The following is a 26482-nucleotide window of genomic DNA, read 5'->3' on the forward strand; positions in this document are numbered from 1 at the left end:
TCCGGCGGAGCGAGGCGCACAAGTGATCACTGCCTCCACCTTGCGGAGTACGAGGGGCCCGTGCGGATCGGCCCTTCGGTTGACCCCCGCACCTGTGCCGCTTCCCTACTCTGGGTTACGTGCAGCGCCTCTATGACTTCCTCCGCAGGCACCCGACGTGGGTGGACGGCTCCTGGGCCCTCATCCTCCTCGGGCTTTCCGGCGTGAGCGTGTCGAGCATCAACGGGGCGCCCGGCCACCACGGTTCGGTCGGCGCGGCCCTGGCGCTGTCCCTCGTGCTGTGCGTGGTCGTCGCACTGCGCCGCCGGGTGCCGGAGAAGATGCTGGTGCTGGCGGGCGCGGCGGGCGTGGCGCAGCTCGTCCTGGACGTCGAGACGATGGTCGCCAACTTCGCCATGCTGGTGATCATCTACACGGTCGCCGCGATAGGCGCTCGCTGGGCCTCCCGGTTCGCCCTGGCCGGCGGGCTGTGCGCGGCGACCCTCGCGCAGATGCGCTGGCCGCAGCACGACGCGAGCGCCCTGGGCAACGTCGCGATAACCGTCTTCCAGACGGTGCCGTTCGCCCTCGCCTGGGTGCTCGGCGACTCCATGCGCACCCGCCGCGCCTACTTCGCGCAACTGGAGGAGCGCGCCGCCCGCCTGGAGAAGGAACGCGAGGCGCAGTCCAAGGTCGCGGTCGCCGCCGAACGCGCCCGGATCGCGCGCGAGCTGCACGACGTGGTCGCGCACAACGTGTCGGTGATGGTGGTGCAGGCCGACGGCGCCGCCTACGTCCTGGACGCCGCGCCCGACCAGGCCAAGAAGGCCCTGGAGACGATCTCCTCCACCGGCCGCCAGGCCCTCGCCGAGATGCGCCGCCTGCTGGGCGTGCTGCGCACCGGCGAGCACCAGGAGAGCGGCGAGTACGTGCCGCAGCCCGACGTCGACCAGATCGAGGACCTCGTCGAGCAGTGCCGGGGCTCCGGACTGCCCGTCGACTTCCGGATCGAGGGCACCCCGCGCCCGCTGCCCAGCGGGGTCGAGCTCACCGCGTACCGCATCGTGCAGGAGGCCCTCACGAACACCCGCAAGCACGGCGGACCCAACGCGGGCGCGAGCGTGCGTCTGGTCTACTTCGACGACGGCCTCGGACTGCTCGTCGAGGACGACGGCAAGGGCGCGCCGCACGAGCTGTACGAGGAGGGCGGCGCCGACGGCGAGGGGCACGGCCTGATCGGCATGCGCGAACGCGTCGGCATGGTGGGCGGCACCCTGGACGCGGGTCCGCGCCCCGGCGGAGGCTTCCGCATCAGCGCCCTGCTGCCGCTCAAACCGGTGCACTGACGCCGGCGCACACCCCGCTCACCCCGGTCACGCACCCGCCCGGCCCGCCGATGACGAACGGACCCGAACCGCCGATGACGAACGGAAGAGGACCCCGATGACGATCCGCGTGATGCTCGTGGACGACCAGGTGCTGCTGCGCACGGGATTCCGGATGGTGCTCGCCGCCCAGCCGGACATGGAGGTCGTCGCGGAGGCGGGCGACGGTGTCGAGGCCCTCCAGGTGCTGCGCGCCACCGCCGTCGACGTGGTGCTGATGGACGTGCGCATGCCGAAGCTGGACGGTGTGGAGGCCACCCGCCGCATCTGCTCCGAGCCCGACCCGCCGAAGGTGCTCATCCTGACCACCTTCGACCTCGACGAGTACGCCTTCTCCGGGCTGAAGGCGGGTGCCTCCGGGTTCATGCTCAAGGACGTGCCGCCCGGCGACCTGCTCGCCGCGATCCGCTCCGTGCACAGCGGCGACGCCGTCGTCGCGCCCTCCACCACCCGCCGGCTGCTCGACCGGTTCGCCCCGATGCTGCCCACGGCCGGCAAGGAGCCCCAGCACAAGGAGCTCCAGCGGCTCACCGAGCGCGAGCGCGAGGTCATGGTCCTGGTCGCGCAGGGCCTGTCGAACGGCGAGATCGCCGCCCGGCTGGTGCTGTCCGAGGCGACGGTGAAGACCCACGTGGGCCGCATCCTGACCAAGCTGGGGCTGAGGGACCGGGTGCAGGTGGTGGTCCTGGCCTACGAGACGGGGCTCGTCCGGGCCGGCGGACACGGCTGAACGGCGTACGCGGCCGTCGGTAGGGTCTGCGCATGCTCCTGTGGATCAACGGCCCCTTCGGGGGCGGCAAGACACAGACCGCACACGAGATCCAGCGCCGTCTGCCCGGCAGCGTCGTCTGCGATCCCGAGCATGCCGGGTTCGGCCTGCGCCGCATGCTGCCACCCGAACTGCGCGCGGACTTCAGGGACTTGGTGGCCTGGCGGCAAGGGGTGGTGGAGGTCCTGGACCTGGCCCTCACCCGGCACGAGGGGGTCGTGATCGCCCCCATGACCGTCACGGACTCCGGTCAGTTCGCCGAGACCGTCGGGCGGCTGCGCGAACTGGGCCACGACGTACGGCACTTCACGCTCCTCGCGGAACGCGAGACCGTTCTGAAGCGGCTGCGGGAGCGTGGGTTCGGACACCTCGTCGGGTATGTCGCCGGGAAGAACTCCGGTCCGGGCCGGGAAAGCTGGGCCGTGCGGCAGCTCGACGACTGCCTCGAGCGGCTGCGCGAGCCGGAGTTCGCCGAGCACCTGTGGACCGACCACTCGACCGTGCCGAAGACCGCGGACCGGATCGCCGTCCTGGCCGGCCTGACGCTGCGGCCCAACACCGAGGGTCCGCTGCGGACACGGCTGCGGCAGGCGAAGGTCGGCGTCCGGCACATCCGGTTCGACGGGCCCCGGCACACGCCGGACTCCGGCCCAGCTGACTAGCGCAGCACGCCTTCGAGGAAGTCGCTGCCCAGCCGGGCGACCATCGCGACGTCCAGCTGGTGCAGCACGTACCGCCCCCGGCGCCGGGTGGTGACCAGGCCCGCCTTCTTCAGCAGGCTCAGGTGCCGGGATATCTCCGGCGCGGTCATGCCGTGCACCTGGGCCAGCTCGCTGGTGGTGAACGCGCTGCGGGCCAGGCTGCGGCACAGCCGCATCCGCACCGGGTGGGACAGGGCGGTCATCCGCAGGGTCAGCTGCTCCACCGAGGGCGGGGCGGCGAGCTCCGGGGAACCGACCGGGTAGTGCAGCACCGGCTGCCAGCCGTACCGGTGCAGCACCATCAGGTGGGGCCAGCCCAGGCTCGTCGGCACGAGCAGCAGGCCGCCCTGCGCCGTGGCCGTGCGGCCCTCGCCCAGCTTGTCGACGGTGATCCGGCCGGCCGCCTCGTCCAGCGTCACCGCCGGGGACACCGCCGCAAGGGCCTCGGCCAGGCCCTTGCGGCGCAGCAGCTCCGTCTTGTGCCGGGTGTCGGCCGCGAGCTGGTGGCGCAGCCGGGACCAGGTCTGCGCGAAGAACGCCTCGTCGCAGTCCTCGAGGAACTGCCGCAGCCAGGCCCTGATGCGCGGTGGGTCGGCCAGCAGCCGCTCGGTGAAGCGCACCTGCTGCGGGCCGCGCGCCGCGGCCAGCTCCACGGCGCGGCGGCGAAGACCGGCGTCGGCGAGCGGTCCCGGGCCCGGCAGGCCGTACGGCAGGGCGCAGGTGAACTCCAGGGCAGCGTCCACGAACTGCTCGTCGGACAGCTTGTCGAGGATGTCCAGCTCGTCGGCGAGCGTCGCGCCCGGGAGCGTGGAGCCGCCGGGCACGCCCGCGCACGGCAGGAAGAGGTCGGAGAACGTCGTCCGCCACAGGAAGTCCGCCTCGCACATCCGGTCGGCCAGGTGCGAGTCGAGCCGGGCGGTGACGCCGGTGACCCAGCCCTGCAGACCGGGGTGGTGTCCCGGCTCCGACAGCGTGTGCAGCGCCATGCAGAGCTCGGCCAGGGGCGCGGGAACGACGGCGACCCTCTCCGGCCGCAACCCCGCGATATCGATCCGCACGCTCATGCCCCCATGGTGCCCGGCCCAGCTGACAACACCGTCGCCCGCCGTCCAGAACCGCCCCGCCAACGCCCGGCCCGCCCCCCACCGACGAGCACGGCGGCCCGCCCCGGCCCGGCCCCGCGCCTGCCCCGCAAGCCGCCTGTTAGCGGCTGGTGGCGGGCGAACAGCAGGATTGCCGAAGCCTGTACCGGGCGCTTTGGCGCAGTCTTGGGACACCTGGCGTGGCGGTTCCGTCGGCGCCCGCCGCCCCCGACGCCGGGCTCTGCCCAGGGCCAACCGACGACGCGGCGGCCCGCCGACGCCGGACACCCGCGCCCTCCCGCGCCGGGTCCGAGGGCCGCAAGTGGTGCGCGCGAGCCGAGGGACGGGCCGCGTTCTGTGCGGTATCCCGGCACAGACCCCTGCCGCCCGGTGTGGCGGAACGGCCCACGCCCGCCGCTTGTGTCCGGCCCGCCCGGTCCGCCCGGCCCGCCCGGCCCGTCACCCGGCTCGCTGCCGCTGCGCAACCCGCCCCCCGCCACCCCGCGGCCGCGGTCCGTGCCGCGCGCTGCCCGCGGTCGGCTGCGCGGGTGGCAAGTGGTGTGCGAGCCGAGGGACGGGCCGCGTTCCCCGTGGTGTCCCGGGTGGTCGTCCGGACCGTGGGCGGACGCGGCTCAGGTGGGGCCGGTGGGTTACTCGTCGAGCTCCTTGGGGAGGCGGGCGGTGAAGTCGGCGACCGCTGCTCGCACGTCGGCCGCGGTCCAGGCCAGGCCCTCGGCCCGGACGGAGACCTCGGTGCGGGCCAGGCGGGTGGCCGGGGCGTCCCAGCCGCCGGTGAAGAGCATCGTGCCCGTCTCCTCCGCGGTCCGGATCGCGGTCCGCGCGACCGCCTCGGCGTCGTACGGCAGCCAGACCTGGAACTCGTGGGTGTGCGGCTCGGCCGGGTGGACGTGGCTCCAGGGCAGCCCCGCCGCGGCGAACCCCTCGCGCAGTGCGGCGGCCACCACGCGCGCGTGCCGCACGTACTCCGGCAGCCGGGGCAGCTCCCGCTCCAGCCCGGCCAGTGCCGACAGCGCCGTCGGGAACTGCTGGAAGACGTTGCCGCCGTACCGGTGCCGCCAGGCCTTGGCCTCCTCCACCAGCTCCCGCGGCCCGGCGAGCGCGGCGCCGCCGTAACCGGCGAGGGACTTGTAGAACGACACGTACACGCTGTCGGCCAGGTCCGCGATCTCCTCCAGCGGCCGGCCGAAGTGCACGGTGGACTCCCACAGGCGCGCGCCGTCGAAGTGCACCACCGCGTCCCGCTCGCGTGCCGCGTCCACGAGCTCGAGGAGCTCCTCCCACGTGGGCAGCAGGAACCCGGCGTCCCTGAGGGGCAGTTCGAGCATCAGCGTCCCGAAGGGCTCGTCGAGGGTGCGCACCTCCTCGGCGGTCGGCTGGCACGGCTCGCTCGTCACCCGCACCGGCCGCAGCCCGGCGACCTGGCTGAAGGCCTGCCTCTCGTGCACCTCGGGATGGGCCAGCGCGTGCAGCGCGACCGCCGGGTTGCCGGTACGGCCCGCCCAGCAGCGCAGGGCCACCTGCTGGGCCATCGTGCCGGTCGGGAAGAAGGCGGCGGCCTCCTTGCCGAGCAGGCCGGCGACCTTCTCCTCCAGGGCCTCGACGACCCCGTTGCCGTACATGTCCGACGCCTCGTCGAGGTCGTACACCTCCCGCGCGCCGTCCAGCAGCGCCAGCCGCTCCCGGAGCGTCCCGAGGAACCCGGGGCGCGCCAGCACGCGCTCCGCGCTCCGGCACGCGGCCGCGCGCCGTTCCCGGAGCCGCTTGTGCCGCTCCCCGTCCGGGACCCGCTCTTCGAGCCGTACGTCCCGTGCGTCCTGCTCCGCCGTATCACTCATGTCCCGGATCATCGCGCGTCCGGGACACGGCGGTCACCCGCATTTCCCGCCCCGCGGCCCTTCGTCTCCCGCCCCGCGGCACTGTGGGCCGACCCACAGCCTGTGGACGACCGGACCGCCCCCGGAACCGATCGCGTTAACATGACGAGAAATCGTCCGGTACCCCGAGCGGACTGGAACGGGAAGGTCACCATCGCGTGAGTAGTAGCCAACAACCAGACCCCAGGGACCGCCCGGCACGGCTCACCGTCGGCGTCGTCGGCGCCGGCCGGGTGGGCCCCGCCCTCGCCGCGTCCCTCCAGCTGGCCGGGCACCGCCCGGTGGCCGTCTCCGCGGTCTCCGACACCTCCAGGCGCCGTGCCGGGCTGATGCTCCCCGACGTGCCCGTGGTGCCGCCCGCCGACGTGCTCGAGCGGTCCGACCTGGTGCTGCTGACCGTCCCCGACGACACCCTGCCCGGACTGGTCGCGGGCCTCGCCGAGACCGGCGCCGTACGGCCCGGGCAGCTGCTCGTGCACACCTCCGGGCGGTACGGCGCGAAGGTGCTGGACCCCGCCCTGCGCGCGGGCGCGCTGCCACTGGCCCTGCACCCCGCGATGACCTTCACCGGCACGCCCGTGGACGTGCAGCGGCTGGCCGGCTGCTCCTTCGGCGTCACCGCCCCCGAGGAGCTGCGGCTGGCCGCCGAGGCCCTGGTCATCGAGATGGGCGGCGAGCCGGAGTGGATCGCCGAGGAGATGCGCCCGCTGTACCACGCGGCGCTCGCGCTCGGCGCCAACCACCTGGTCACGCTGGTCGCCCAGTCCATGGAGCTGCTGCGCGAGGCCGGCGTCGAGGCCCCCGACCGGATGCTCGGCCCGCTGCTCGGCGCCGCCCTGGACAACGCCCTGCGCTCCGGCGACGCGGCCCTGACCGGACCGGTCGCGCGAGGGGACGCCGGCACGGTCGCCGCCCACGTCGCCGAACTGCGCCGGCACGCCCCGCAGACCGTCGCCGGCTACCTGGCGATGGCCCGCGCCACCGCCGACCGCGCGCTCGCCCACGGCCTGCTCAAGCCCGAGCTGGCCGAGGACCTGCTGGGGGTACTCGCCGGAGGCACGAACCTGCCCGAGAACGGGGAAGACCGATGAGCCGCCGCATGCTCGAACTCGCTCCCACGGCGGGCGATCTGACGTACGTGCGCGACCACCGCGCGGCCCGGGGACGCACCGCCGTCGTGATGACCATGGGCGCCCTGCACGAGGGCCACGCCACCCTGATCCGCGCGGCTCGCGACCACGTCGGCGACGAGGGCTTCGTGATCGTCACCGTCTTCGTCAACCCGCTCCAGTTCGGCGCGGGCGAGGACCTCGACCGCTACCCGCGCACCCTGGAGGCCGACCTCAAGGTGGCCGAGCAGGCGGGCGCCGACGCCGTGTTCGCGCCGTCCGTCGAAGAGATCTACCCCGACGGCGAGCCGCAGGTCAGGATCACCGCAGGCGCCATGGGCGAGCGCCTGGAGGGCGCCAGCAGGCCCGGGCACTTCGACGGCATGCTCACCGTCGTCGCCAAGCTGCTGCACCTCACCCGCCCCGACGTGGCCCTGTACGGGCAGAAGGACGCCCAGCAGCTCGCCCTGATCCGCCGCATGGTGCGCGACCTCGACATGGGGGTGGAGATCGTCTCCGTACCGACCGTGCGCGAGGACGACGGACTGGCCCTGTCCAGCCGCAACCGCTACCTCTCCCCGCAGGAGCGGTACACCGCCCTGGCCCTCTCCCAGGCCCTGTTCGCGGGCCGCGACCGGCACGCAGCCCAGGAGGCGCTGCGCGCGCGGGCCCGTGAGGTGCCCTCCACGCGTGCGCGTGCCGAGGCCCTGAGCGCCCTCGGGGAGTCCCGCGCGGCGGCCGACGCCGCGGCCGTCGCCAAGGCCTCCCCGGGCGCCGCGGCGGCCGTCCGCGCGGCCGCCCAGCTGGTCCTGGACGAGGCCGCGCGCTTCGACCCGCCGCTGGAACTCGACTACCTGGCCCTGGTCGACCCGTCCGACTTCACCGAGATCGGCGACGGCTTCACCGGCGAGGCCGTCCTCGCCGTCGCCGCGCGGGTCGGGGCGACCCGGCTGATCGACAACCTCCCGCTCACCTTCGGAACCCTGGGAGCCGCCTCGTGACCAGCACAGGCATACGACTGCACGCGCCCGCGCCCGGCTGGTCCATCGCGGCGGACGTCGTGGTCATCGGCTCCGGCGTCGCCGGCCTCACCGCCGCCCTGCGCTGCGAGGCGGCCGGCCTGACGACCGTCGTCGTCACCAAGGCCCGCCTCGACGACGGCTCCACCCGTTGGGCCCAGGGCGGCATCGCCGCGGCCCTCGGCGAGGGCGACACCCCCGAGCAGCACCTGGACGACACCCTGGTGGCGGGCGCCGGCCTGTGCGACGAGGAGGCCGTACGGATCCTCGTCACCGAGGGCCCCGACGCCGTACGCCGGCTGATCTCCACCGGCGCGCACTTCGACACCGACGGCGAGGGCGGCATCCAGCTCACCCGCGAGGGCGGCCACCACCGCCGCCGGATCGCGCACGCGGGCGGCGACGCGACCGGCGCCGAGATCTCCCGCGCCCTCGTCGAGGCGGTGCGCGCGCGTGGAGTGCACACCGTCGAGAACGCACTCGTCCTGGACCTGCTCACGGACGCCGAGGGCCAAACCGCGGGCGTGACCCTGCACGTCATGGGCGAGGGCCAGCACGACGGCGTGGGCGCCGTGCACGCGCCCGCGGTGGTCCTCGCGACCGGCGGCATGGGCCAGATCTTCTCCGCGACCACCAACCCGTCCGTCTCCACCGGCGACGGCGTGGCGCTCGCCCTGCGCGCGGGCGCCGAGGTCTCCGACCTGGAGTTCGTGCAGTTCCACCCGACGGTGCTCTTCCTCGGCGCGGACGCGGAGGGCCAGCAGCCCCTCGTCTCCGAGGCGGTGCGCGGCGAGGGCGCCCACCTGGTCGACGGCGACGGCGTGCGCTTCATGACCGGACAGCACGAGCTGGCCGAACTCGCGCCCCGGGACATCGTCGCCAAGGGCATCATGCGGCGGATGCGGGAGCAGGGCACCGAGCACATGTTCCTCGACGCCCGGCACTTCGGCGCCGACATGTGGAAGCACCGCTTCCCGACGATCCTGGCCGCCTGCCGCGCCCACGGCATCGACCCGGTCACCGAGCCCGTCCCGGTCGCGCCGGCCGCCCACTACGCCTCCGGAGGCGTGCGCACCGACTCCCGCGGCCGGACGACCGTGCCGGGCCTGTACGCGTGCGGTGAGGTGGCCTGCACCGGCGTGCACGGCGCCAACCGCCTCGCCTCCAACTCCCTCCTGGAGGGACTGGTCTACGCCGAGCGCATCGCCGCCGACATCGCGCGGGAGCGGTCGGGGAACGGCCTGCACGCGCGCGTGCCGGAACCCGTTCCGTACACCGAGCGGCCCTCCCGCCCCCTGCTCGCCCCCGAGACCCGGTTCGCGATCCAGCGGATCATGAGCGAGGGAGCGGGCGTGCTGCGGTCCGCCGCGTCGCTGGCCCGGGCCGCCGACCAGCTGGAGCGGCTGCACGCCGAGGCCCGCTCGGCCCTGGAGGAGAACGGCAAGACCGCCGAGCCGGGCGTCGACACCTGGGAGGCCACGAACCTCATGTGCGTGTCCGGCGTCCTGGTCGCCGCCGCCCGGCTGCGCGAGGAGACCCGCGGCTGCCACTGGCGCGAGGACCGCGCCGAGCGGGACGACACCCACTGGCGCCGCCACATCGTCGTACGGCTGAACCCCGACGGCACACCCGCCGTGCACACCACGGACACCGCAGAGTTCCCCCCGACCCGCCCCGGGGCCCCGGCCCCGCGTCCTCTGGAGCAGTGACACAAGTGAGCAGCGAAGACCTTCCCCTCGCCCCCAGCGGCGGCTGCGGCGACGGCTGTGCCTGCGGCGCGGACGCCGACGAGGAGTACCTGGAGTGCGGGCTCGACCCCGCGCTCGCCCAGCTCCTGGCGGACGCCGGACTCGACCCCCTCGAGGTCGAGGACATCGCGAACGTCGCCATCCAGGAGGACCTCGACAACGGCGTGGACGTGACGACGGTCGCGACCATCCCCGAGGACGCCGTGGCCACGGGCGACTTCACCGCGCGCGAGGCGGGCGTGGTGGCCGGCCTCAGGGTCGCCGAGGCGGTGCTCTCGGTGGTCTGCACGGACGAGTTCGAGGTCGAGCGGCACGTCGAGGACGGCGACCGCGTCGAGGCCGGGCAGAAGCTGCTGTCGGTCACCACGCGCACGCGTGACCTGCTGACCGGCGAGCGCAGCGCGCTCAACCTGCTGTGCCGCCTGTCCGGCATCGCGACCGCCACGCGCGCCTGGGCGGACGCCCTGGAGGGCACCAAGGCGCGCGTGCGCGACACCCGCAAGACCACGCCGGGCCTCAGGTCGCTGGAGAAGTTCGCCGTCCGGTGCGGCGGCGGCGTGAACCACCGCATGTCGCTGTCGGACGCGGCCCTGGTCAAGGACAACCACGTGGTGGCGGCCGGCGGCGTGGGGCAGGCCTTCAAGGCCGTACGGGAGGCCTTCCCGGACGTACCGATCGAGGTCGAGGTCGACACCCTGCACCAGTTGCGCGAGGTCGTGGACGCCGGCGCCGATCTGATCCTGCTGGACAACTTCACGCCCGGCGAGTGCGAGGAGGCCGTGGCCATCGTCGACGGCCGGGCACTGCTGGAGGCGTCGGGCCGGCTGACCCTGGGGAACGCCGGGGCGTATGCCGGGACCGGCGTCGACTTCCTGGCCGTCGGGGCCCTGACCCACTCCTCGCCGATCCTGGACATCGGCCTGGACCTGCGCGAGGCGGAGTGACGGCCATGCTCCTGACGATCGACGTCGGCAACACGCACACCGTGCTCGGCCTGTTCGACGGGGAGGACATCGTCGAGCACTGGCGCATCTCCACCGACGCGCGCCGCACGGCCGACGAGCTGGCGGTGCTGCTTCAGGGCCTGATGGGCATGCACCCGCTGCTCGGCGACGAACTGGGCGAGGGCATCGACGGCATCGCGATCTGCGCGACCGTCCCGTCGGTGCTCCAGGAACTGCGCGAGGTGACGCGGCGCCACTACGGCGACGTACCCGCCGTGCTCGTCGAACCCGGCGTCAAGACGGGCGTGCCGATCCTCTTCGACAACCCCAAGGAGGTCGGCGCCGACCGCATCATCAACGCGGTGGCGGCGAACGAGCTGTACGGCGGCCCGGCGATCGTCGTCGACTTCGGCACGGCGACGACCTTCGACGCGATCAGCGCGCGTGGGGAGTACGTCGGCGGGGTCATCGCGCCCGGCATCGAGATCTCCGTCGAGGCGCTGGGCGTCAGGGCGGCGCAGCTACGGAAGATCGAGGTGGCCCGCCCGCGCAGCGTGATCGGCAAGAACACGGTCGAGGCGATGCAGGCCGGGATCATCTACGGGTTCGCCGGGCAGGTCGACGGCGTGGTCAGCCGGATGGCCCGGGAGCTGGCCGACGAACCGGACGACGTGACGGTGATCGCGACGGGCGGGCTGGCGCCGATGGTGCTCGGCGAGTCCTCGCTGATCGACGAGCACGAGCCGTGGCTGACCCTCATCGGGCTGCGGCTGGTCTACGAGCGGAACGTCTCGCGCCCCTGACCGGGGCGGCGACACCCCCGCACGCCACACCCGCGCCTTATGTCGAATTTGTCTGATTAGCGCGTATCGTCGGCCTATGCCTACGCCATACGGAACCCGCGGCGGCATGGCGTTCGGCGCGGAGGAGCTGCCCGTGCTCCGCCGCGCCCTCGCCCTCGCCCTTCAGCCCCGTCCCGCCAGCGCCGAAGACGTGCAGGAGTGCCGCCGGCTCGCCGAGTCACTCGACGAGGCGATGCACGAGGGTGTCCGGCTGCGCGCGTTCCTGGTGGCCGATCTCGCCCGGTACCGCGCCGCCCTCCCCGGCGCGGCCGCCGGCTACCTCGCGCTCCTCGCCGAGTGCCTGGACGCGGGCCACCGGCCCACGGCCGACGACCTGGCCGCCCTGGGCGCCCTGCGCGGCGCCCCGGCCGCGGCGGCCCTCCTGAGCCGCTGCCGGACGCTCACCCCGCCCGTGGCGCTCCCTCGCGAGCCGGCCTCCGCGCACCCGGTCCCAGTCGCCCGCCCGGCCCCCGTCGCCCGGGCCGCCGCCCCGGCCCACCCGATCGGCCCCCTCCGCCCCGGCCGAGGAGCCCCGTCGGCCGTCACGGCCTCCCTCGGCCTGCTTCAGGCGCTCATGGGTGGCGGTCCGCCGGACGGCCGGGGGGCGCAGCAGAAGGACGGCGGGGACGAGAAGCCCGCCCAGAAGCCCGCCGCGAAGCCGGGGGAGCGGCCCGCCCCCGCGCAGCCCGGGACGGCGCCCGCGCCGAAGCCCGTTCGGCGACCCGTGCCCACGCCGGGCGAGGTCTTCCCGCGGCGGAAGCCGGGCCCGCCCTCCGGGAAGCCGCAGCAGTGTCTCGCGGCGGTGTGACGCTCCGGGCCACCCCGCCCCTGTTTGTCCCGCCGCCGTGACTACTCTGGATCCATGGACTACGTCTCCGCACTCGTTCCCCCGGTCGTCATGGCCGCGTTCTTCATCGCTCTGGTCAGGGTGATCGTGAAGACCCAGGGCGGGGCCGCCAAGGCCAAGGAGGACGCGGCCGTGGACGCCGCCCTCGCGCGCGCACAGAGCGGCTCCCGGACCTCCGGAGCCGGCGCGCCCACCGACGCCTGAAGCGGCGTACGACCCCCGTGTGAGGACACCTCACCATGGGGTCGTACGCCCTTTTTGTTCGCGTTTGACGCCGAAGGCGTATGTTCGGCACGCCATCGCCGGGTTCTCCCACTAGGGTGCTGAGTTGTGCCTCGGCCCCTGGGAGAACTCGAAGACGCGGTCATGACGCGGGTGTGGAAGTGGAACCGCCCGGTGACCGTTCGAGAGGTCCTGGAAGACCTTCAGCGCGAGAGGTCCATCGCGTACACCACGGTGATGACCGTTTTGGACAATCTCCATCACAAGGGCTGGGTGCGCCGCGAAGCCGAGGGCCGGGCCTATCGATATGAGGCCGTCTCCACCCGTGCCGCCTACGCCGCCGCACTGATGAACGACGCCTGGTCCCAGAGCGACAACGCCGCCGCCGCTCTCGTCGCCTTCTTCGGGATGATGAGCGACGAACAGCGGCAGGCCCTGCGGGATGCCGTGCGCATCGTCGAAGGCACCGCGGAAGGCGCCGTCGGGGGAACCGGTACACCCGAAGTCGCCGGTGAAGTCCCGGATACCGTCCAGGCCCCGGATACCGTCCCAGCTCCGGAAACCCTTGACGAGAACCCCGGCTCGGCACGGGACGGCCGCGAGCGATAGCGTCCGCTCATGTCCGTAGAACGTCCCGAAGAGACCGCAAAATCCATCACCGTCCGACGGGCCCGGACCGGCGATGTCCCCGCAGTGCGCCGACTGCTGGACGCCTACGTTCGCGGGCGCATCCTGCTCGACAAAGCCACGGTGACGCTTTACGAGGACATCCAGGAGTTCTGGGTCGCCGAACGGGACGACAACGCCGAGGTCGTCGGCTGCGGCGCACTGCACGTGATGTGGGAAGACCTGGCGGAAGTGCGCACTCTCGCGGTGAAGCCCGGTCTCAAGGGCGCCGGGGTCGGACATCGGCTGCTGGAGAAGTTGCTCGAGACGGCACGCCGGCTCGGTGTTCGCCGCGTATTCTGCCTGACCTTCGAAGTGGACTTCTTCACCAAGCACGGCTTCGTGGAGATCGGCGAGACGCCCGTCGACGCCGATGTCTACGCGGAGCTGCTGCGTTCCTATGACGAGGGCGTCGCGGAGTTCCTCGGTCTCGAACGAGTGAAACCGAACACCCTGGGCAACAGCCGGATGCTTCTGCATCTGTGATCGACATTCCGCCCGGCCGGGCCTGCCCGCGTTCCCTATGTCCGAAACGCGCATGTTTCCGGACGGGGTGAGTACCTGGTCTCTCCCAGGGGTTTGTGTTTTTCCCGCAAAAGCGGTTTGCTTTCCGACGTACTGCTGCACTGCATATAACAGGGGACGGCGAATCGGCGGACACCGACCATCCCCGGTCCTCACGTTATCGATGAAAGGAAATCCGGTGGCACAGAAGGTTCAGGTCCTTCTTGTCGACGACCTCGACGGCGGCGAGGCGGACGAGACCGTGACGTTCGCGCTGGACGGCAAGACGTACGAGATCGATCTCACCACCGCCAATGCGGACAAGCTCCGTGGCCTTCTCGAGCCGTACCTCAAGAGCGGCCGGCGCACCGGGGGCCGCGCTTCGGGCGGACGTGGAAAGGCGCGTGCCGCTTCCGGCGGCAGCCAGGACACCGCGCAGATCCGCGCCTGGGCGAAGGAGAACGGCTACGAGGTCAACGACCGCGGCCGGGTCCCCGCGTCCATTCGCGAGGCCTACGAGAAGGCCAACGGCTGATCAGGGGCCTGTGCCGGGCCCTCGTGGAACGGGAACGGCTGGGCGCACGCGCGCCGCAGCCGGATCCGGTGGACGTGTGTCGCCACCGTGTCCACCAGACGTACGAGATCGGGGGTGCCCCCACCGCCCCCCACGGCCGACAGCGTCGGCAGCGAGGCCTCGACCTCGCACCCGGACCCGGGGGGCCGCAGCCACACGGCGGCCCCCTGTGAACCGGAGCGGCCGGGGCTGACCGGCCGCGGCCCGGGCGGAACGGCGCCCGGAGGCGGCGGCGCGTCCATCAGCGCGCCCGCGCCCAGGGCCACCAGGTCCAGACCCAGCGCCGACGGGCCCCACTCCAGCCACTCCAGCAGCCCCGGCAGCTCCTCCGCGCTGCCCGCCGCCATCAGCAGCCGCATCCGGTCCCCCCGCAAGGCCACCGGAGAGCCGGGCCCCAGATGGCGCAGCGCCGCACGCCCGGCCTCGGCGGGCACGTCCAGGACGTCGAAGCGGCGGCCCACCACAAGTCGCAGCGGTGCTCCGGGCACCGTGGCCCAGCCCAGTTCGTTCTCGTACCAGTGGCGCCAGCACAGCCGGTGCCGCGACTGCCGCCCCCCGTCGCCGGGGACCGGCGGCCGACGGGGAGACGGAACCGGAACGGGGACCGTGGAAGGGCTGCCGACCATGCCTGAGAAACCATCCGAAACGCGCTGGAGTTACGCTCGGTATCAGTGTGTGTGCGAAATGTCGTGGGCGAGAGGGGCGCGCGGGGGCGGGAAAGGGCGCAAGGTTGTTCGCCCATAGCTGAGGGAACCCGGTCACGCGGCATGCATGGTCAGTCGTTACGGGTAAGAGATGCCTAGTGGGAGGGGGCGACACGCAGGCGGCACCCGGGCAGCGGAGTCTCACGTTCGCCATCGGCGTACTGGCGACTGGGGTAACTGCCTGGCCTGCGGGAACATCGTCTCGCACCATCGGGTTGGAGCAGATGTCGGCGTTCGGGGTCAGGAGGCAGTGTTGGTTCTCGGTCCGGTGTCGGCAGTTGGAATGAGCGGTCCCCGCTTGCGGGACTAAGCTGCGGAAGGACAGGGAGGGGAAGTTCCCCCCACTGCCTGACCGCTCTGAGGAGCGATTAACGATGTTCGAGAGGTTCACCGACCGCGCGCGGCGGGTTGTCGTCCTGGCTCAGGAAGAAGCCCGGATGCTCAACCACAACTACATCGGCACTGAGCACATCCTCCTGGGCCTGATCCACGAGGGTGAGGGTGTCGCCGCCAAGGCCCTTGAGAGCCTCGGGATTTCGCTCGAGGCGGTCCGCCAGCAGGTGGAGGAGATCATCGGCCAGGGCCAGCAGGCGCCCTCCGGCCACATCCCCTTCACTCCCCGTGCCAAGAAGGTCCTGGAGCTGTCGCTCCGGGAGGCCCTTCAGCTCGGCCACAACTACATCGGCACGGAGCACATCCTGCTCGGCCTGATCCGTGAGGGCGAGGGCGTCGCCGCCCAGGTCCTGGTCAAGCTGGGCGCAGACCTCAACCGGGTGCGGCAGCAGGTGATCCAGCTGCTCTCCGGTTACCAGGGCAAGGAGACCGCCACCGCCGGCGGCCCTGCCGAGGGCACCCCCTCGACGTCCCTGGTCCTCGACCAGTTCGGCCGGAACCTCACGCAGGCCGCTCGCGAATCCAAGCTCGACCCGGTCATCGGGCGCGAGAAGGAGATCGAGCGGGTCATGCAGGTGCTGTCCCGCCGCACCAAGAACAACCCGGTGCTGATCGGTGAGCCCGGCGTCGGCAAGACCGCCGTCGTCGAGGGCCTCGCCCAGGCCATCGTCAAGGGCGAGGTGCCCGAGACCCTCAAGGACAAGCACCTCTACACCCTGGACCTCGGTGCCCTGGTCGCCGGCTCCCGCTACCGCGGTGACTTCGAGGAGCGCCTGAAGAAGGTGCTCAAGGAGATCCGCACCCGCGGCGACATCATCCTGTTCATCGACGAGCTGCACACGCTGGTCGGTGCGGGTGCCGCCGAGGGCGCCATCGACGCGGCGAGCATCCTCAAGCCGATGCTGGCCCGCGGTGAGCTGCAGACCATCGGCGCCACCACCCTGGACGAGTACCGCAAGCACCTGGAGAAGGACGCGGCCCTGGAGCGCCGCTTCCAGCCCATCCAGGTCGCCGAGCCGTCCCTGCCGCACACGATCGAGATCCTCAAGGGCCTGCGCGACCGGTACGAGGCGCACCACCGCGTCTCCATCACCGACGAGGCGCTGGTCCAGGCCGCCACCCTGGCCGACCGGTACATCTCGGACCGCTTCCTGCCCGACAAGGCGATCGACCTGATCGACGAGGCCGGCTCCCGGATGCGCATCCGCCGGATGACCGCGCCGCCGGACCTGCGCGAGTTCGACGAGAAGATCGCCGCGGTCCGCCGGGACAAGGAGTCCGCGATCGACTCGCAGGACTTCGAGAAGGCCGCTTCCCTGCGCGACAAGGAGAAGCAGCTCCTGGCCGCCAAGGCCAAGCGGGAGAAGGAGTGGAAGGCCGGCGACATGGACGTCGTCGCCGAGGTCGACGGCGAGCTGATCGCCGAGGTCCTCGCCACGGCCACCGGCATCCCGGTCTTCAAGCTGACCGAGGAGGAGTCCAGCCGCCTGCTCCGCATGGAGGACGAGCTCCACAAGCGGGTCATCGGCCAGGTGGACGCCGTCAAGGCGCTCTCCAAGGCGATCCGCCGTACGCGTGCGGGTCTGAAGGACCCCAAGCGTCCGGGTGGCTCGTTCATCTTCGCCGGCCCGTCCGGTGTCGGTAAGACCGAGCTGTCCAAGGCGCTCGCCGAGTTCCTCTTCGGCGACGAGGACGCGCTGATCTCCCTCGACATGTCGGAGTTCAGCGAGAAGCACACGGTCTCCCGTCTCTTCGGTTCGCCCCCCGGCTACGTGGGCTACGAGGAGGGCGGCCAGCTCACCGAGAAGGTGCGCCGCAAGCCGTTCTCGGTCGTCCTGTTCGACGAGGTCGAGAAGGCCCACCCGGACATCTTCAACTCGCTGCTGCAGATCCTGGAGGACGGTCGCCTGACCGACTCCCAGGGCCGGGTCGTGGACTTCAAGAACACGGTCATCATCATGACGACCAACCTCGGCACCCGGGACATCTCGAAGGGCTTCAACCTGGGCTTCGCGGCCTCGGGCGACACGAAGACCAACTACGAGCGCATGAAGAACAAGGTGTCGGACGAGCTCAAGCAGCACTTCCGGCCCGAGTTCCTCAACCGCGTCGACGACGTGGTGGTCTTCCCGCAGCTGACGCCGAACGACATCCTGCGGATCGTCGACCTGATGATCGGCAAGGTGGACGAGCGCCTGAAGGACCGGGACATGGGCATCGAGCTCTCCCAGTCGGCCAAGGAACTGCTGTCCAAGAAGGGCTACGACCCCGTTCTGGGCGCCCGGCCGCTGCGCCGGACCATCCAGCGCGAGATCGAGGACACGCTGTCGGAGAAGATCCTCTTCGGTGAGCTGCGCCCCGGTCACATCGTGGTCGTGGACACCGAGGGCGAGGGCGAGTCCCAGACCTTCACCTTCCGCGGCGAGGAGAAGTCCGCGCTGCCGGACGTCCCGCCGATCGAGCAGGCGGCCGGAGGACCCGGGCCGAACCTGAGCAAGGAGGCGTAAGCCTCAGCGGCAACCGAGAGGGGCCGGCGCCTTCGGGCACCGGCCCCTCTCGCGTGCCCGTGTGCCCGCGGCCGAGTGGTCCGCCCGTGAGACGGGGGCCACATGGCCCCGGTCACAGGGAAAGGGGGCCCACCCCCGCTCACCGGTGACATGGCACACAAGCGCTCCGACCCGTACTACGGTGCTTAGTGGGGGACAGGGGCTGAAAAAGCGGACATTCAAGACAATGAAATGTTACGAAACGGGCCCCCTGCAGGGCATTTGTCCTGAATGGGGGAGACGTCAAGAGAGCTACGACACTGCCCACTCTTACTACTTTCCGTCGTAGTGGGGGTGTTTGAGCGGCGGTGACCGGCGGGGTTACCAAGGGATGGCCCGCCCGGCGAAGGCACATGCGTCCGGGTGGTCCTCATGTCCCCCACCCCCAGAGGTTTCGATGTTCCAGCGCGCCACGTCCCGTTCCGCCCGTACGACCAAGCTCCGTACCCGCGCCGCCGTCCTGGCCGCCGGTCTGGGGGTCTCCGTCGCCATGGGTGCGGGAGTAGCGTCCGCCGCCGAGACCACGGCGGCCCCCAACGCCGCCGTCGCGCAGGCCGCCGCCTGGACGGCGCCGGTGAAGCAGTTCGCGCTCAGTGCCGGCTTCAACCAGGCGGGCGGTCACTGGGTGCACAAGCACAGCGGCCAGGACTTCGCCGTGCCGACCGGCACCAAGGTCGTCGCCGCGAACGCCGGCACCGTCGTCAAGGCCGGTCCCAACGGCGCCGGTGACGGCCCCGCCTACGGCAACGCCGTCGTCATCAAGCACGCCAACGGCACGTACTCCCAGTACGCCCACCTCTCGCGCGTCGATGTGAGGATCGGCCAGGTCGTCGCCACCGGTCAGCACATAGCCCTGTCCGGCAACACCGGCAACTCCACCGGCCCGCACCTGCACTTCGAGATCCGTACCACCCCGAACTACGGCTCCGCGCTCAACCCGCTCGCCTTCCTGCGCTCGCAGGGCGTGGCCGTCTGACCGGCCGAACAGCGCACCGCACCGCCGCCCTGCCGACCAACGGCGGGCGGCGGACGCGTCAGGACTCCCGCGCGCCCCGGTGCGCCTGAGTCACCAGGTCGATGGCGACCTCGAGCACGGCCTTGCGCCGCTCCTCGGGGTCGCCTTCGATGTCCTGCATGACGAACATCCCGGCGTGCAGCGTGAAGATGGCGCTGACGCAGCGGACCTGGTCGGCCATGTTCGCACCCGGGTCGATGATGATGTCCCGCAGGCCGCGCATCCGGTCCTTGAAGGCGTCCCCGATGCGCAGCTCCCGCACGGTCGCCTGGTTCTCCTGCATGAAGCGGAACAGCGGCGCCGCGTCGGCGAGCGCCTGGTCGTAACGGCGGACGATCTCCTGCTTGGTCTCCAGTGTGTGCGGCTGCCGCCGCCCCCACTCGATCAGCTCCTCCATCGGACGCGTGAGGCTTTCGAACAGGCTGACGAGGATCTCTTCCTTCGTCTTGAAGTGGTAGTACAGGGCCGCCTTGGTGACGTCGAGACGCTCGGCGATCTCGCGCAGGGAGGTCTTCTCGTAGCCCTGCTCGGCGAAGAGTTCGAGCGCCACGTCCTGGATGCGCTGGCGGGTGTTTCCGCGGCGCTGCTGCCTGGTGCCGTCCATCGTGACGCCCATCCTCGTACTCCTCGAGCTCCCTGGACACCTTGCCTGCCGGCCGGTCGGCAAAACTTACTTGACGACCGGCTAGCTGGAGGTCTACTTTCCAGAGTGTAGTCAACTTGCCGGGCGGCAAGTAAGTCCCAATCGACTGGGGGAGCAGGACGGATGGCGGACAGCGCGAAAGCCGGGCCCGAGACGGCTCAAGCCGGCAAACAACCCAGGAGCGTGCGGGTCGTCCTGCTCGCCCTCATGATCGCGATGATGCTCGCGATGCTCGACAACATGATCGTGGGCACCGCGATGCCGACGATCGTCGGTGATCTCGGCGGCCTTCAGCACCTTTCCTGGGTGGTCACCGCCTACACCCTGGCCACCGCGGCGGCCACCCCGCTGTGGGGCAAGCTCGGCGACATGTACGGGCGCAAGGGCGCCTTCATGTCCTCGATCGTCATCTTCCTGCTCGGGTCCGCGCTGAGCGGCATGGCCCAGAACATGGGCGAGCTGATCGGCTTCCGCGCCGTCCAGGGCCTCGGCGCGGGCGGTCTGATGGTCGGTGTGATGGCCATCATCGGCGACCTGATCCCGCCGCGGGAGCGCGGCAAGTACCAGGGCATGATGGCCGGCGTCATGGCGCTCGCGATGATCGGCGGCCCCCTGGTCGGCGGCACGATCACCGACAACTGGGGCTGGCGCTGGTCCTTCTACATCAACCTCCCCCTCGGCGCGGTGGCACTCGTCGCGATCAGCGCCGTACTGCACCTGCCGAAGAAGCGCTCCCAGGCGCGGATCGACTACCTGGGTGCCGTGCTGCTGACCGTGGGCATCAGCTCCATCGTGCTCGTCACCACCTGGGGCGGCTCGGAGTACGCCTGGACCTCCGCGCGGATCATGGAGCTCATGGCGATCGGCGTCGTCGCGCTCGTCGGGTTCGTGCTCTGGCAGACCAAGGCCGCCGAGCCGATCGTGCCGCTGCACATCTTCCGGAGCCTGAACTTCAGCCTGATGTCGCTGATCGGCTTCATCACCGGCTTCGTGATGTTCGGCGCGGTGCTGTTCCTGCCGCTGTACCAGCAGTCGGTGCAGGGCGCCTCCGCGACCAACTCCGGTCTGCTGCTCCTGCCGATGCTGGCCGCGATGATGGTCGTGTCGCTGATCGCGGGCCGGGTCACCACCAACAGCGGCCGGTACAAGGTCTTCCCCATCGTCGGCAGTGTCCTGATGATCGCCGGTCTCTACCTGCTGTCCCTCATGGACACCGGCACCACCCGCCTCACCTCCGGCCTCTACATGGCCGTCCTGGGCGCGGGCATGGGCTGCCTGATGCAGATCACCATGCTGGTCGCGCAGAACAGCGTGGAGATGAGGGACATGGGCGTGGCCTCCTCGTCCACCACCCTCTTCCGTACGCTCGGCTCCTCCTTCGGTGTCGCGATCATGGGCGCGCTGTTCAACAACCGTGTCCAGCACGAGATGGCCGAGCGGGCCGGCGCCCTGGGCCGCGGGATCACCGAGCAGTCCGCGCAGCTGGACGCGGCGAGCCTCGCCAAGCTGCCGGCCCAGGCCCGCGAGGCCTACCAGCACGCGGTGTCCGCCGGCACGCACTCGGCGTTCCTGCTGGGCGCCGTGGTGGCGGTGGTCGCGCTCGTCGCGGCGGTGTTCGTCAAGGAGGTCCCGCTGAGGGGAGCGGGACCGGCCACGGGGGACCGCGCCGACGCGGGCGAGGCGCAGGCACGTCAGGACGTGGCGGAGGCCGTCTGACCGCCCGAGCCGAACGGGGGTGACCCAGGGGCCCGTGGAAGTCCGCCGGAAGCGGATTTCCACGGGCCCCCGGCATGTCCGCCCCGGCCCGCGGCCATCCGCCCACCCTCTGCCGTGAGCAGGACCGCGTCGGGGTGGCCCCGTCCGCCACGCCCGGTCGTAGCTCCCGGCCGGCCGGCACCACGGTGGCCGGGGCCGGCCCGCCCCCGGGGCCCGGAGGCAAGTGCCCGGGGACGGCCCTCGTACGTCCGCTACCGGGCGTCACTGCCCCGGAAGCAGGGGATGGCTGCCCGTGTTCGTCGGGGCGTGTTCGGGGAGCCACAGGACGGCGACGGCGCCCTCGGCCGGGATGTGCTCAGGGGCGCCCGCGGGACGCACGTTGCGGAAGGTCAGGCGGGCGCCGAGGACGCGGGCCTGCCCCGCGGCGATGGTCAGGCCGAGGCCGTGGCCGTGCCCGGCACGGTCCCTGCTGCCGGTGCGGAACCGGCTCGGGCCCTCGGCGAGCAGGTCCTCGGGGAAGCCGGGGCCGTGGTCGCGCACCCGGATGACCCGGCCCTCGACGGTCACCTCGATCGGCGGCTTGCCGTGCCGGGCGGCGTTGGCGAGCAGGTTGAACAGCACCCGCTCCAGACGCCGCGGGTCGGTGGTGACCTCGGACTCGTGCACCACACGAACCTCGACGTCCGGGTCCTTGGCCGCCACCCGCCGGGCGACGAACTCGCCCAGCACGATGTCCTGGAGTTCGGCCCGCTCCGAGGCGCCGTCGAGCCGCGCCACCTCCAGCACGTCCTCCACCAGCGTGCGCATGGCCTTCGCGCGGTCCAGGACCAGTTCCGTCGGCCGGCCGGGCGGCAGCAGCTCGGCCGCCGTCAGCAGCCCGGTCACCGGGGTGCGCAGCTCGTGCGCGATGTCCGCCGTGACCCGGCGCTCCGCCTCCAGCCGCTGCTGGAGCGCGTCCGCCATCGCGTCCACCGCCCGCGCGAGGTCGTCGGTCTCGTCGCGTACGACACCTCCGATGGCGTCCCGGACCCGTACGTCCGTCTCACCCTTGGCGACCTGGTTGGCCGCGGTCGCCGCCTTGCGCAGCCGGCGCGAGAGCTGACCCCCTATGAGCACGCCCAGCGCGCTGCCGCCGAGGACGACCGTGATGGAGCCGATGACCAGGGCCTGGTCGAGGTCGTTGAGGATGTTCGTGCTGCGGTCGGTGAAGTGCGTGTGCAGGGACAGCACGTGGCCGTCCTTGACCGGTACGGCCGCCCAGATGTCGGGCAGCTTGCCGGCGCGGTCGGTGACGTATGTCGCACGCCGGCCCTGCTCGACCTTCTCCCGCAGCTCGGAGGGCAGTGCCGGGTCGTCGATCCTGATGCCGGGGAAGTTCGGCCGCCCCGACAGTTCGAAGTTGCGCTGGGCGATCTGGACCCGCTCGTCCGCCAGGTCGCGCGCGTTGTCCATCATCGACACCCGTGCGGCGTTGTGCACGACCAGGCTGAGCGCGACCGCCACCAGCGCGCCGACCAGCGCGATGGCCGCGCTGAGCTTCCACCTCAGCCCCGTGCGGATGTCCGCGCGTTCCAGGCGCTCGGGGAGCAGACGCCGTGTGATCCCGGGCATGACCGCCCCGCTCAGGCCTTCAGCTTGTAGCCGAAGCCGCGCACCGTCTCGATGCGGTCCTGGCCGATCTTCGTACGCAGCCGCTGCACATGGACGTCGACCACGCGGGTGTCGCCGCCCCAGCCGTAGTCCCACACCCGCTCCAGGAGCTTGTCCCGGGAGAGCACCGTGCCCGGAGCCGACGAGAACTCGAGCAGCAGCCGCATCTCCGTGGGCGTGAGCGCCACCGGCTGCCCGGCCCGGCGCACCTCCATCCCCTCAGTGTCGATCTCCAGGTCGCCGAAGCTCAGCACCCCGCCGTCCACCGCGGCCGGGTCCGCGTCGGCCCGGACGCCGCCGGCGTGCCCGAAGCGGCGCAGCACCGCGCGGATGCGGGCGACCAGGACGGCGCCGTCGAACGGCTTGGTCACGTAGTCGTCGGCGCCCGCCTCAAGACCCAGCACCACGTCGATGGAATCCGCCCGCGCGGAGAGCATGATCACCGGAACGGTCGACTCGTCGCGGATGCGGCGGCACAGGCTGACCCCGTCGAGGCCGGGAACCATGACGTCCAGCAGCGCGATGTCGGGCCGCCTGGCCCGGAACGCCTCCAGGCCGGACAGCCCGTCGGGCATCGCCGTGACCGCGAAGCCGACCCGCTCCAGGGCGAGCTGTGTGGCCTCGCGGATGACGTCGTCGTCCTCGACGAACAGGACGTGGGTCTGTTCTGCCATCCGGGTGCTCTCAGTCCTCGTGTGCTTCTCGTCGTGCGCTCTGCTCGTGCGCTCTGCTCGTGCGCTCTGGTCTTCGTGCGCTCCTGGCCCACCGTGCGGGCACGTCCGCGGCCGGACGCGTCCATCCGTGACCGGTTCACCAGGAGACCGGACGGGCGGCCCCGGCCGCCTCACGCCCTCGCCATTGTCGCGCGGCCGCCGCCCGAGCTCCCCCACGCTGCCGTCAGTGGCCGGGGACCGGCGTCGCGATGCCCCCGACGGCCTTGCTGTACTCGTTGCGCGTGCTGAACTCCTTGGTGAACCGGCCCGCCGACCAGCGGTACGTGATCACGTCCTCGCCGGACGGACTCGACACCGGGTCCCCCCGCGCGTACACCTGCTTGGTCACCACGAGGTCGCCGCGGTCGATCTCGGCGTAGACCGGGGGCTCCTCGGCCTTGAAGACGTTCTCGTACCGGCCCCCCTGCTCGCGGTACACATAGGCGCCCACACCCACCGCGTCTCCGCAGGTCAGCACGTTGACGACGATGTCCTCGGCCGATCCCGAGGTCAGGTCGCCGTACGACACGTCGACGGGGTAGTCGTCGGCCACACACGGCTTGAGGCCGCGCTTGACCGCGGCCGAGACCTGCGGGTCGTCCTTGATCAGCCGGACCGCGTCCACCTGCTGGGCCCGGCCGGTGGGGTCGGGGGAGGGGGCCGGGACGGTGCCCGCCACCGAGCCGGCGCGGGCCGGCCCCTCGTCGCGCGCGCCGGTCCCCCCGGTGCCGCAGGCGGACGCGGAAAGGGCGAGGGCGGCGAGCACGGCCGCCGCCGTGATCGCCGCCTGGAAGGTGTCCCGGGCGCGCCTGGGCCCCGAGCCTGTACCCCTGCCGGTCAGGCCGCGCAACGCTCCCGCTCCTCACGCTCCAGCGCGCGTGCGTCCAGATCGCGCGCCTCCAGCTCCTCGCGGAGCCGGGCGAGCGCCCGGTGCAGCGTGCTCTTGACCGTACCCGCCGACATGCCGAGGGCGGCGGCCGTCTCCTCCGTGGACATCTGCTCCCAGTGTCGCAGCACCACGACACTGCGCTGTTTGGGAGCGAGCACTTTCAGGATGTCCATGAGGAGCGCGCGGTCGGCGTGCTGCTCGGTGGAGTCCTCGACGCGGGCGTCCGGGAGCTGCTCGGTGGGGACCTCCTCCAGCTTCCGGGCCCGCCACCACTCGGTACGCGTGTTGATCATCACCCGGCGCAGATAGGCGTCCGCGAGCCGCTTGTCGGCGATGCCCTCCCAGCGTCCGTAGGTCCGGGCGAGTGCCGTCTGGAGCAGGTCCTGGGCTTCGACCGGGTCCGGTACCAGCCGGCGCGCACTGCGCAGCAGCGCGTCCTGCCGGGTACGCACGTACTCCTCGAACTCGAGCACCTCTCCCTGCGCCATGTACGACCGCCTCCGATCCCCGTTTCCCGACCCGCCTGTCGCCGGTCTCCAAGCCGTGAGCGGACGGGCTGTGGTCGGCAGCCGTCCGGTGCCTGACAGGCACGCAAATGAAGGTACGGAGGCGTTGTCACGGCGCTGTCCGAAGCAGCCTGCGGCCAGCCCTCGGCTGTGCGTCGGTTGTGTAACGGAAGTAGGAACGGGGTAAAGCGGTGTCCCGATTGGTCCCCTTTGAGGGTGATTTGAGGGGTCGAGTGATGTGCGGATGTGTGACACGGACAGCCGCGACACGTCCTGAAGGCGTGGCGGGCCCGTGAGGTGACTTTGAATCAGGTGTCCGGGGTCGGATGCCGGGTGTCAGGCACCGGACTTCAGAGGTCGGGTGACGGTGGGTCAGGTCAGCGGCAGTCGGTACAGTCCGCCCGGCAGCGGCTCCACCAGGCCGTCCGCGACGAGACCGTCCAGGGCCCGGGCCCGCTGGACCGGCTCGTGCCAGACCCGGTCGAGCACCGGCTGCGGGACGGGCGCGTGGGCCTCGCGGAGCACGGCGAGCAGCTTGCCGCGGACCTGCCGGTCCGTGCCGGCGTACGTCTGCCCGCGGCGCGGCGGCCCGTCGTGCGCGGGCTTGCCCGCGAGCCGCCAGGCACAGTGCGCGGCGATCGGGCAGCGCGGGCACGACTCGTTCTTCGCCGTGCACACCAGCGCGCCGAGCTCCATGGAGGCGGCCGCCCAACGGGCCGCGGTCCCCTCGTCCTCGGGCAGCAGGGCGCGTGCCAGACGCCGCTCGGCGGCGGTCGTGGCGTTCGGCGGGTACTGCACACCGGTGACCGCGCGGGCCAGCACCCGGCGGACGTTGGTGTCCAGGACGGCGTGCCGCTGGCCGTAGGCGAAGGACGCGACCGCCGCGGCCGTGTACTCGCCGATGCCCGGCAGGGCGAGCAGTTGCGCGTGCTCGGTCGGCACGTCGCCGCCGTGCCGTTCCGTTATGGCGACCGCGGCGCCGTGCAGGCGCAGGGCGCGGCGCGGGTAGCCGAGCCGGCCCCAGGCGCGGACGGCCTCGCCCGGTGCCTCCTTGGCGAGGTCGGCGGGCCGGGGCCAGCGGTCGAGCCACTGCTCGTAGACCGGCAGCACACGGCTCACCGGCGTCTGCTGGAGCATGAACTCGCTGACCATCACGCCCCAGGCGCCGGCATCGGGGCGTCGCCAGGGCAGGTCGCGGGCGTGGTCGTCGAACCAGGTGATGACCTGGGTGTGCAGAGTCGGGCCGAGGGAGGTGCCGGAGGCCTCGGCGCCGGCGGGCGTGCCGGTGCCCGTCCGGGCACCGGTGGCGTTGGCCGGGGTGTCGGGGCTGCTGTGCGGGGGCAGTGTGGGCGCAGTCATGGCCTTCCGATCCTGCCACGTGAGGGTGGGCGGCCGTGTGACCCGGCGCGGGCCGGTGTCGT

At 72.1% G+C, this 26482-nt stretch carries 25 protein-coding genes; 16 read left to right on the plus strand and 9 right to left on the minus strand.

Annotated features, from left to right (window positions below; all coding sequences use genetic code 11):
- The first annotated feature begins 119 nt into the window (after window positions 1–119).
- The 3 genes from ACWC91_RS33340 (at window position 120) to ACWC91_RS33350 (ending at window position 2795) form a co-directional block, all read left to right on the plus strand.
- Window positions 120–1325 (plus strand): sensor histidine kinase, encoded by a 1206-nt coding sequence (locus tag ACWC91_RS33340; protein ID WP_225076898.1) that lies wholly within the window; start codon window positions 120–122, stop codon window positions 1323–1325.
- A gap of 97 nt (window positions 1326–1422) precedes the next feature.
- Window positions 1423–2094, plus strand: coding sequence for a response regulator transcription factor (locus tag ACWC91_RS33345; RefSeq protein ID WP_141359589.1), 672 nt, complete (start codon window positions 1423–1425; stop codon window positions 2092–2094).
- A 32-nt stretch (window positions 2095–2126) separates the two neighbouring features.
- Window positions 2127–2795, plus strand: coding sequence for an AAA family ATPase (locus ACWC91_RS33350; protein ID WP_225076897.1), 669 nt, complete (start codon window positions 2127–2129; stop codon window positions 2793–2795).
- On the opposite strand, the gene ACWC91_RS33355 is transcribed toward ACWC91_RS33350, so the two are convergent.
- Together ACWC91_RS33355 and ACWC91_RS33360 are read right to left on the minus strand one after the other, a co-directional pair.
- Window positions 2792–3898, minus strand: a complete 1107-nt coding sequence (locus ACWC91_RS33355; RefSeq protein ID WP_450640224.1) for a DUF5937 family protein — start codon at window positions 3896–3898, stop codon at window positions 2792–2794. The genes ACWC91_RS33350 and ACWC91_RS33355 overlap by 4 nt on opposite strands.
- A 668-nt stretch (window positions 3899–4566) precedes the next feature.
- Entirely contained in the window at window positions 4567–5772 is a 1206-nt protein-coding gene (locus ACWC91_RS33360) for a threonine aldolase family protein (protein WP_450640226.1), read from the minus strand.
- 197 nt (window positions 5773–5969) lie between these two features.
- On the opposite strand from ACWC91_RS33360, the gene ACWC91_RS33365 reads away from it, so the two are divergent.
- The 10 genes from ACWC91_RS33365 (at window position 5970) to ACWC91_RS33410 (ending at window position 14247) form a co-directional block, all read left to right on the plus strand.
- Window positions 5970–6902: a Rossmann-like and DUF2520 domain-containing protein gene (locus ACWC91_RS33365; RefSeq protein WP_225076894.1), complete on the plus strand. Its 933-nt coding sequence runs from the start codon at window positions 5970–5972 to the stop codon at window positions 6900–6902.
- Between the two features lie 8 nt (window positions 6903–6910).
- Window positions 6911–7921 carry a pantoate--beta-alanine ligase gene (gene panC, locus ACWC91_RS33370; RefSeq protein WP_225077071.1) on the plus strand — a complete coding sequence of 337 codons (1011 nt, stop codon included), beginning with the start codon at window positions 6911–6913 and terminating at the stop codon, window positions 7919–7921.
- Window positions 7918–9648, plus strand: coding sequence for an L-aspartate oxidase (locus ACWC91_RS33375; protein ID WP_450640227.1), 1731 nt, complete (start codon window positions 7918–7920; stop codon window positions 9646–9648). Before panC ends, ACWC91_RS33375 begins: the two co-directional genes overlap by 4 nt.
- A gap of 5 nt (window positions 9649–9653) precedes the next feature.
- Window positions 9654–10631, plus strand: coding sequence for a carboxylating nicotinate-nucleotide diphosphorylase (nadC, locus tag ACWC91_RS33380; RefSeq protein ID WP_376503263.1), 978 nt, complete (start codon window positions 9654–9656; stop codon window positions 10629–10631).
- 5 nt (window positions 10632–10636) lie between these two features.
- A complete protein-coding gene (locus ACWC91_RS33385) occupies window positions 10637–11434 on the plus strand; it encodes a type III pantothenate kinase (RefSeq protein ID WP_376503261.1) in 798 nt (265 codons plus the stop codon).
- Between the two features lie 76 nt (window positions 11435–11510).
- Entirely contained in the window at window positions 11511–12281 is a 771-nt protein-coding gene (locus ACWC91_RS33390) for a hypothetical protein (protein ID WP_450640230.1), read from the plus strand.
- Window positions 12282–12335: 54 nt separating this feature from the next.
- The gene (locus tag ACWC91_RS33395; protein WP_450640231.1) at window positions 12336–12524 is read left to right on the plus strand and encodes a hypothetical protein; all 189 of its coding nucleotides are present in this window, start codon (window positions 12336–12338) and stop codon (window positions 12522–12524) included.
- Window positions 12525–12686: 162 nt separating this feature from the next.
- The gene (locus tag ACWC91_RS33400; protein ID WP_450640242.1) at window positions 12687–13151 is read left to right on the plus strand and encodes a BlaI/MecI/CopY family transcriptional regulator; all 465 of its coding nucleotides are present in this window, start codon (window positions 12687–12689) and stop codon (window positions 13149–13151) included.
- A gap of 9 nt (window positions 13152–13160) precedes the next feature.
- Window positions 13161–13694 (plus strand): amino-acid N-acetyltransferase, encoded by a 534-nt coding sequence (locus tag ACWC91_RS33405; protein ID WP_141359578.1) that lies wholly within the window; start codon window positions 13161–13163, stop codon window positions 13692–13694.
- 217 nt (window positions 13695–13911) lie between these two features.
- On the plus strand, window positions 13912–14247 hold the full coding sequence (locus tag ACWC91_RS33410; RefSeq protein WP_141359577.1) for a histone-like nucleoid-structuring protein Lsr2: 336 nt from the start codon (window positions 13912–13914) through the stop codon (window positions 14245–14247).
- On the opposite strand, the gene ACWC91_RS33415 is transcribed toward ACWC91_RS33410, so the two are convergent.
- Complete coding sequence (locus tag ACWC91_RS33415) at window positions 14226–14912, minus strand: SCO3374 family protein (protein ID WP_450640233.1); 687 nt, start codon at window positions 14910–14912, stop codon at window positions 14226–14228. The two genes, ACWC91_RS33410 and ACWC91_RS33415, sit on opposite strands and share 22 nt — an antisense overlap.
- 452 nt (window positions 14913–15364) lie before the next feature.
- Between ACWC91_RS33415 and ACWC91_RS33420 the strand changes: the two genes are divergently transcribed.
- Both ACWC91_RS33420 and ACWC91_RS33425 read left to right on the plus strand, forming a co-directional pair.
- Complete coding sequence (locus ACWC91_RS33420; protein WP_141359575.1) at window positions 15365–17890, plus strand: ATP-dependent Clp protease ATP-binding subunit; 2526 nt, start codon at window positions 15365–15367, stop codon at window positions 17888–17890.
- Between the two features lie 436 nt (window positions 17891–18326).
- A complete protein-coding gene (locus ACWC91_RS33425) occupies window positions 18327–18905 on the plus strand; it encodes a M23 family metallopeptidase (protein ID WP_225076886.1) in 579 nt (192 codons plus the stop codon).
- A gap of 58 nt (window positions 18906–18963) precedes the next feature.
- Here the strand turns inward: ACWC91_RS33425 and ACWC91_RS33430 are convergent, their stop codons facing one another.
- The gene (locus ACWC91_RS33430) at window positions 18964–19560 is read right to left on the minus strand and encodes a TetR/AcrR family transcriptional regulator (protein WP_225076885.1); all 597 of its coding nucleotides are present in this window, start codon (window positions 19558–19560) and stop codon (window positions 18964–18966) included.
- Window positions 19561–19710: 150 nt separating this feature from the next.
- Between ACWC91_RS33430 and ACWC91_RS33435 the strand changes: the two genes are divergently transcribed.
- A complete protein-coding gene (locus tag ACWC91_RS33435; protein ID WP_225076884.1) occupies window positions 19711–21303 on the plus strand; it encodes an MDR family MFS transporter in 1593 nt (530 codons plus the stop codon).
- A 261-nt stretch (window positions 21304–21564) separates the two neighbouring features.
- On the opposite strand, the gene cseC is transcribed toward ACWC91_RS33435, so the two are convergent.
- The 5 genes from cseC to ACWC91_RS33460 all read right to left on the minus strand — a co-directional run bounded on the left by cseC (window position 21565) and on the right by ACWC91_RS33460 (window position 26420).
- Window positions 21565–22914, minus strand: a complete 1350-nt coding sequence (gene cseC, locus ACWC91_RS33440; protein WP_281157055.1) for a two-component system sensor histidine kinase CseC — start codon at window positions 22912–22914, stop codon at window positions 21565–21567.
- Between the two features lie 11 nt (window positions 22915–22925).
- Window positions 22926–23627, minus strand: a complete 702-nt coding sequence (cseB, locus tag ACWC91_RS33445) for a two-component system response regulator CseB (RefSeq protein ID WP_141359570.1) — start codon at window positions 23625–23627, stop codon at window positions 22926–22928.
- 223 nt (window positions 23628–23850) lie between these two features.
- Window positions 23851–24516, minus strand: coding sequence for a hypothetical protein (locus ACWC91_RS33450; protein ID WP_225076882.1), 666 nt, complete (start codon window positions 24514–24516; stop codon window positions 23851–23853).
- Entirely contained in the window at window positions 24504–25043 is a 540-nt protein-coding gene (locus tag ACWC91_RS33455; RefSeq protein ID WP_100568556.1) for a SigE family RNA polymerase sigma factor, read from the minus strand. Before ACWC91_RS33455 ends, ACWC91_RS33450 begins: the two co-directional genes overlap by 13 nt.
- 390 nt (window positions 25044–25433) lie before the next feature.
- On the minus strand, window positions 25434–26420 hold the full coding sequence (locus tag ACWC91_RS33460; RefSeq protein WP_225076881.1) for an HhH-GPD family protein: 987 nt from the start codon (window positions 26418–26420) through the stop codon (window positions 25434–25436).
- Window positions 26421–26482 lie beyond the last annotated feature (62 nt).

This window comes from Streptomyces sp. NPDC001204 (genome assembly GCF_053598035.1).

Bases quoted from the DNA above. Each gene is read 5' to 3' on its own strand.
- ACWC91_RS33345 (WP_141359589.1), top strand. From the start codon at position 1,423: ATGACGATCCGCGTGATGCTCGTGGACGACCAGGTGCTGCTGCGCACG.
- ACWC91_RS33350 (WP_225076897.1), top strand. From the start codon at position 2,127: ATGCTCCTGTGGATCAACGGCCCCTTCGGGGGCGGCAAGACACAGACC.
- ACWC91_RS33355 (WP_450640224.1), bottom strand. From the start codon at position 3,898: ATGAGCGTGCGGATCGATATCGCGGGGTTGCGGCCGGAGAGGGTCGCC.
- ACWC91_RS33360 (WP_450640226.1), bottom strand. From the start codon at position 5,772: ATGAGTGATACGGCGGAGCAGGACGCACGGGACGTACGGCTCGAAGAG.
- panC (WP_225077071.1), top strand. From the start codon at position 6,911: ATGCTCGAACTCGCTCCCACGGCGGGCGATCTGACGTACGTGCGCGAC.
- ACWC91_RS33385 (WP_376503261.1), top strand. From the start codon at position 10,637: ATGCTCCTGACGATCGACGTCGGCAACACGCACACCGTGCTCGGCCTG.
- ACWC91_RS33390 (WP_450640230.1), top strand. From the start codon at position 11,511: ATGCCTACGCCATACGGAACCCGCGGCGGCATGGCGTTCGGCGCGGAG.
- ACWC91_RS33395 (WP_450640231.1), top strand. From the start codon at position 12,336: ATGGACTACGTCTCCGCACTCGTTCCCCCGGTCGTCATGGCCGCGTTC.
- ACWC91_RS33400 (WP_450640242.1), top strand. From the start codon at position 12,687: ATGACGCGGGTGTGGAAGTGGAACCGCCCGGTGACCGTTCGAGAGGTC.
- ACWC91_RS33405 (WP_141359578.1), top strand. From the start codon at position 13,161: ATGTCCGTAGAACGTCCCGAAGAGACCGCAAAATCCATCACCGTCCGA.
- ACWC91_RS33415 (WP_450640233.1), bottom strand. From the start codon at position 14,912: ATGGTCGGCAGCCCTTCCACGGTCCCCGTTCCGGTTCCGTCTCCCCGT.
- ACWC91_RS33420 (WP_141359575.1), top strand. From the start codon at position 15,365: ATGTTCGAGAGGTTCACCGACCGCGCGCGGCGGGTTGTCGTCCTGGCT.
- ACWC91_RS33425 (WP_225076886.1), top strand. From the start codon at position 18,327: ATGTTCCAGCGCGCCACGTCCCGTTCCGCCCGTACGACCAAGCTCCGT.
- ACWC91_RS33430 (WP_225076885.1), bottom strand. From the start codon at position 19,560: ATGGGCGTCACGATGGACGGCACCAGGCAGCAGCGCCGCGGAAACACC.
- ACWC91_RS33435 (WP_225076884.1), top strand. From the start codon at position 19,711: ATGGCGGACAGCGCGAAAGCCGGGCCCGAGACGGCTCAAGCCGGCAAA.
- cseC (WP_281157055.1), bottom strand. From the start codon at position 22,914: ATGCCCGGGATCACACGGCGTCTGCTCCCCGAGCGCCTGGAACGCGCG.
- cseB (WP_141359570.1), bottom strand. From the start codon at position 23,627: ATGGCAGAACAGACCCACGTCCTGTTCGTCGAGGACGACGACGTCATC.
- ACWC91_RS33455 (WP_100568556.1), bottom strand. From the start codon at position 25,043: ATGGCGCAGGGAGAGGTGCTCGAGTTCGAGGAGTACGTGCGTACCCGG.
- ACWC91_RS33460 (WP_225076881.1), bottom strand. From the start codon at position 26,420: ATGACTGCGCCCACACTGCCCCCGCACAGCAGCCCCGACACCCCGGCC.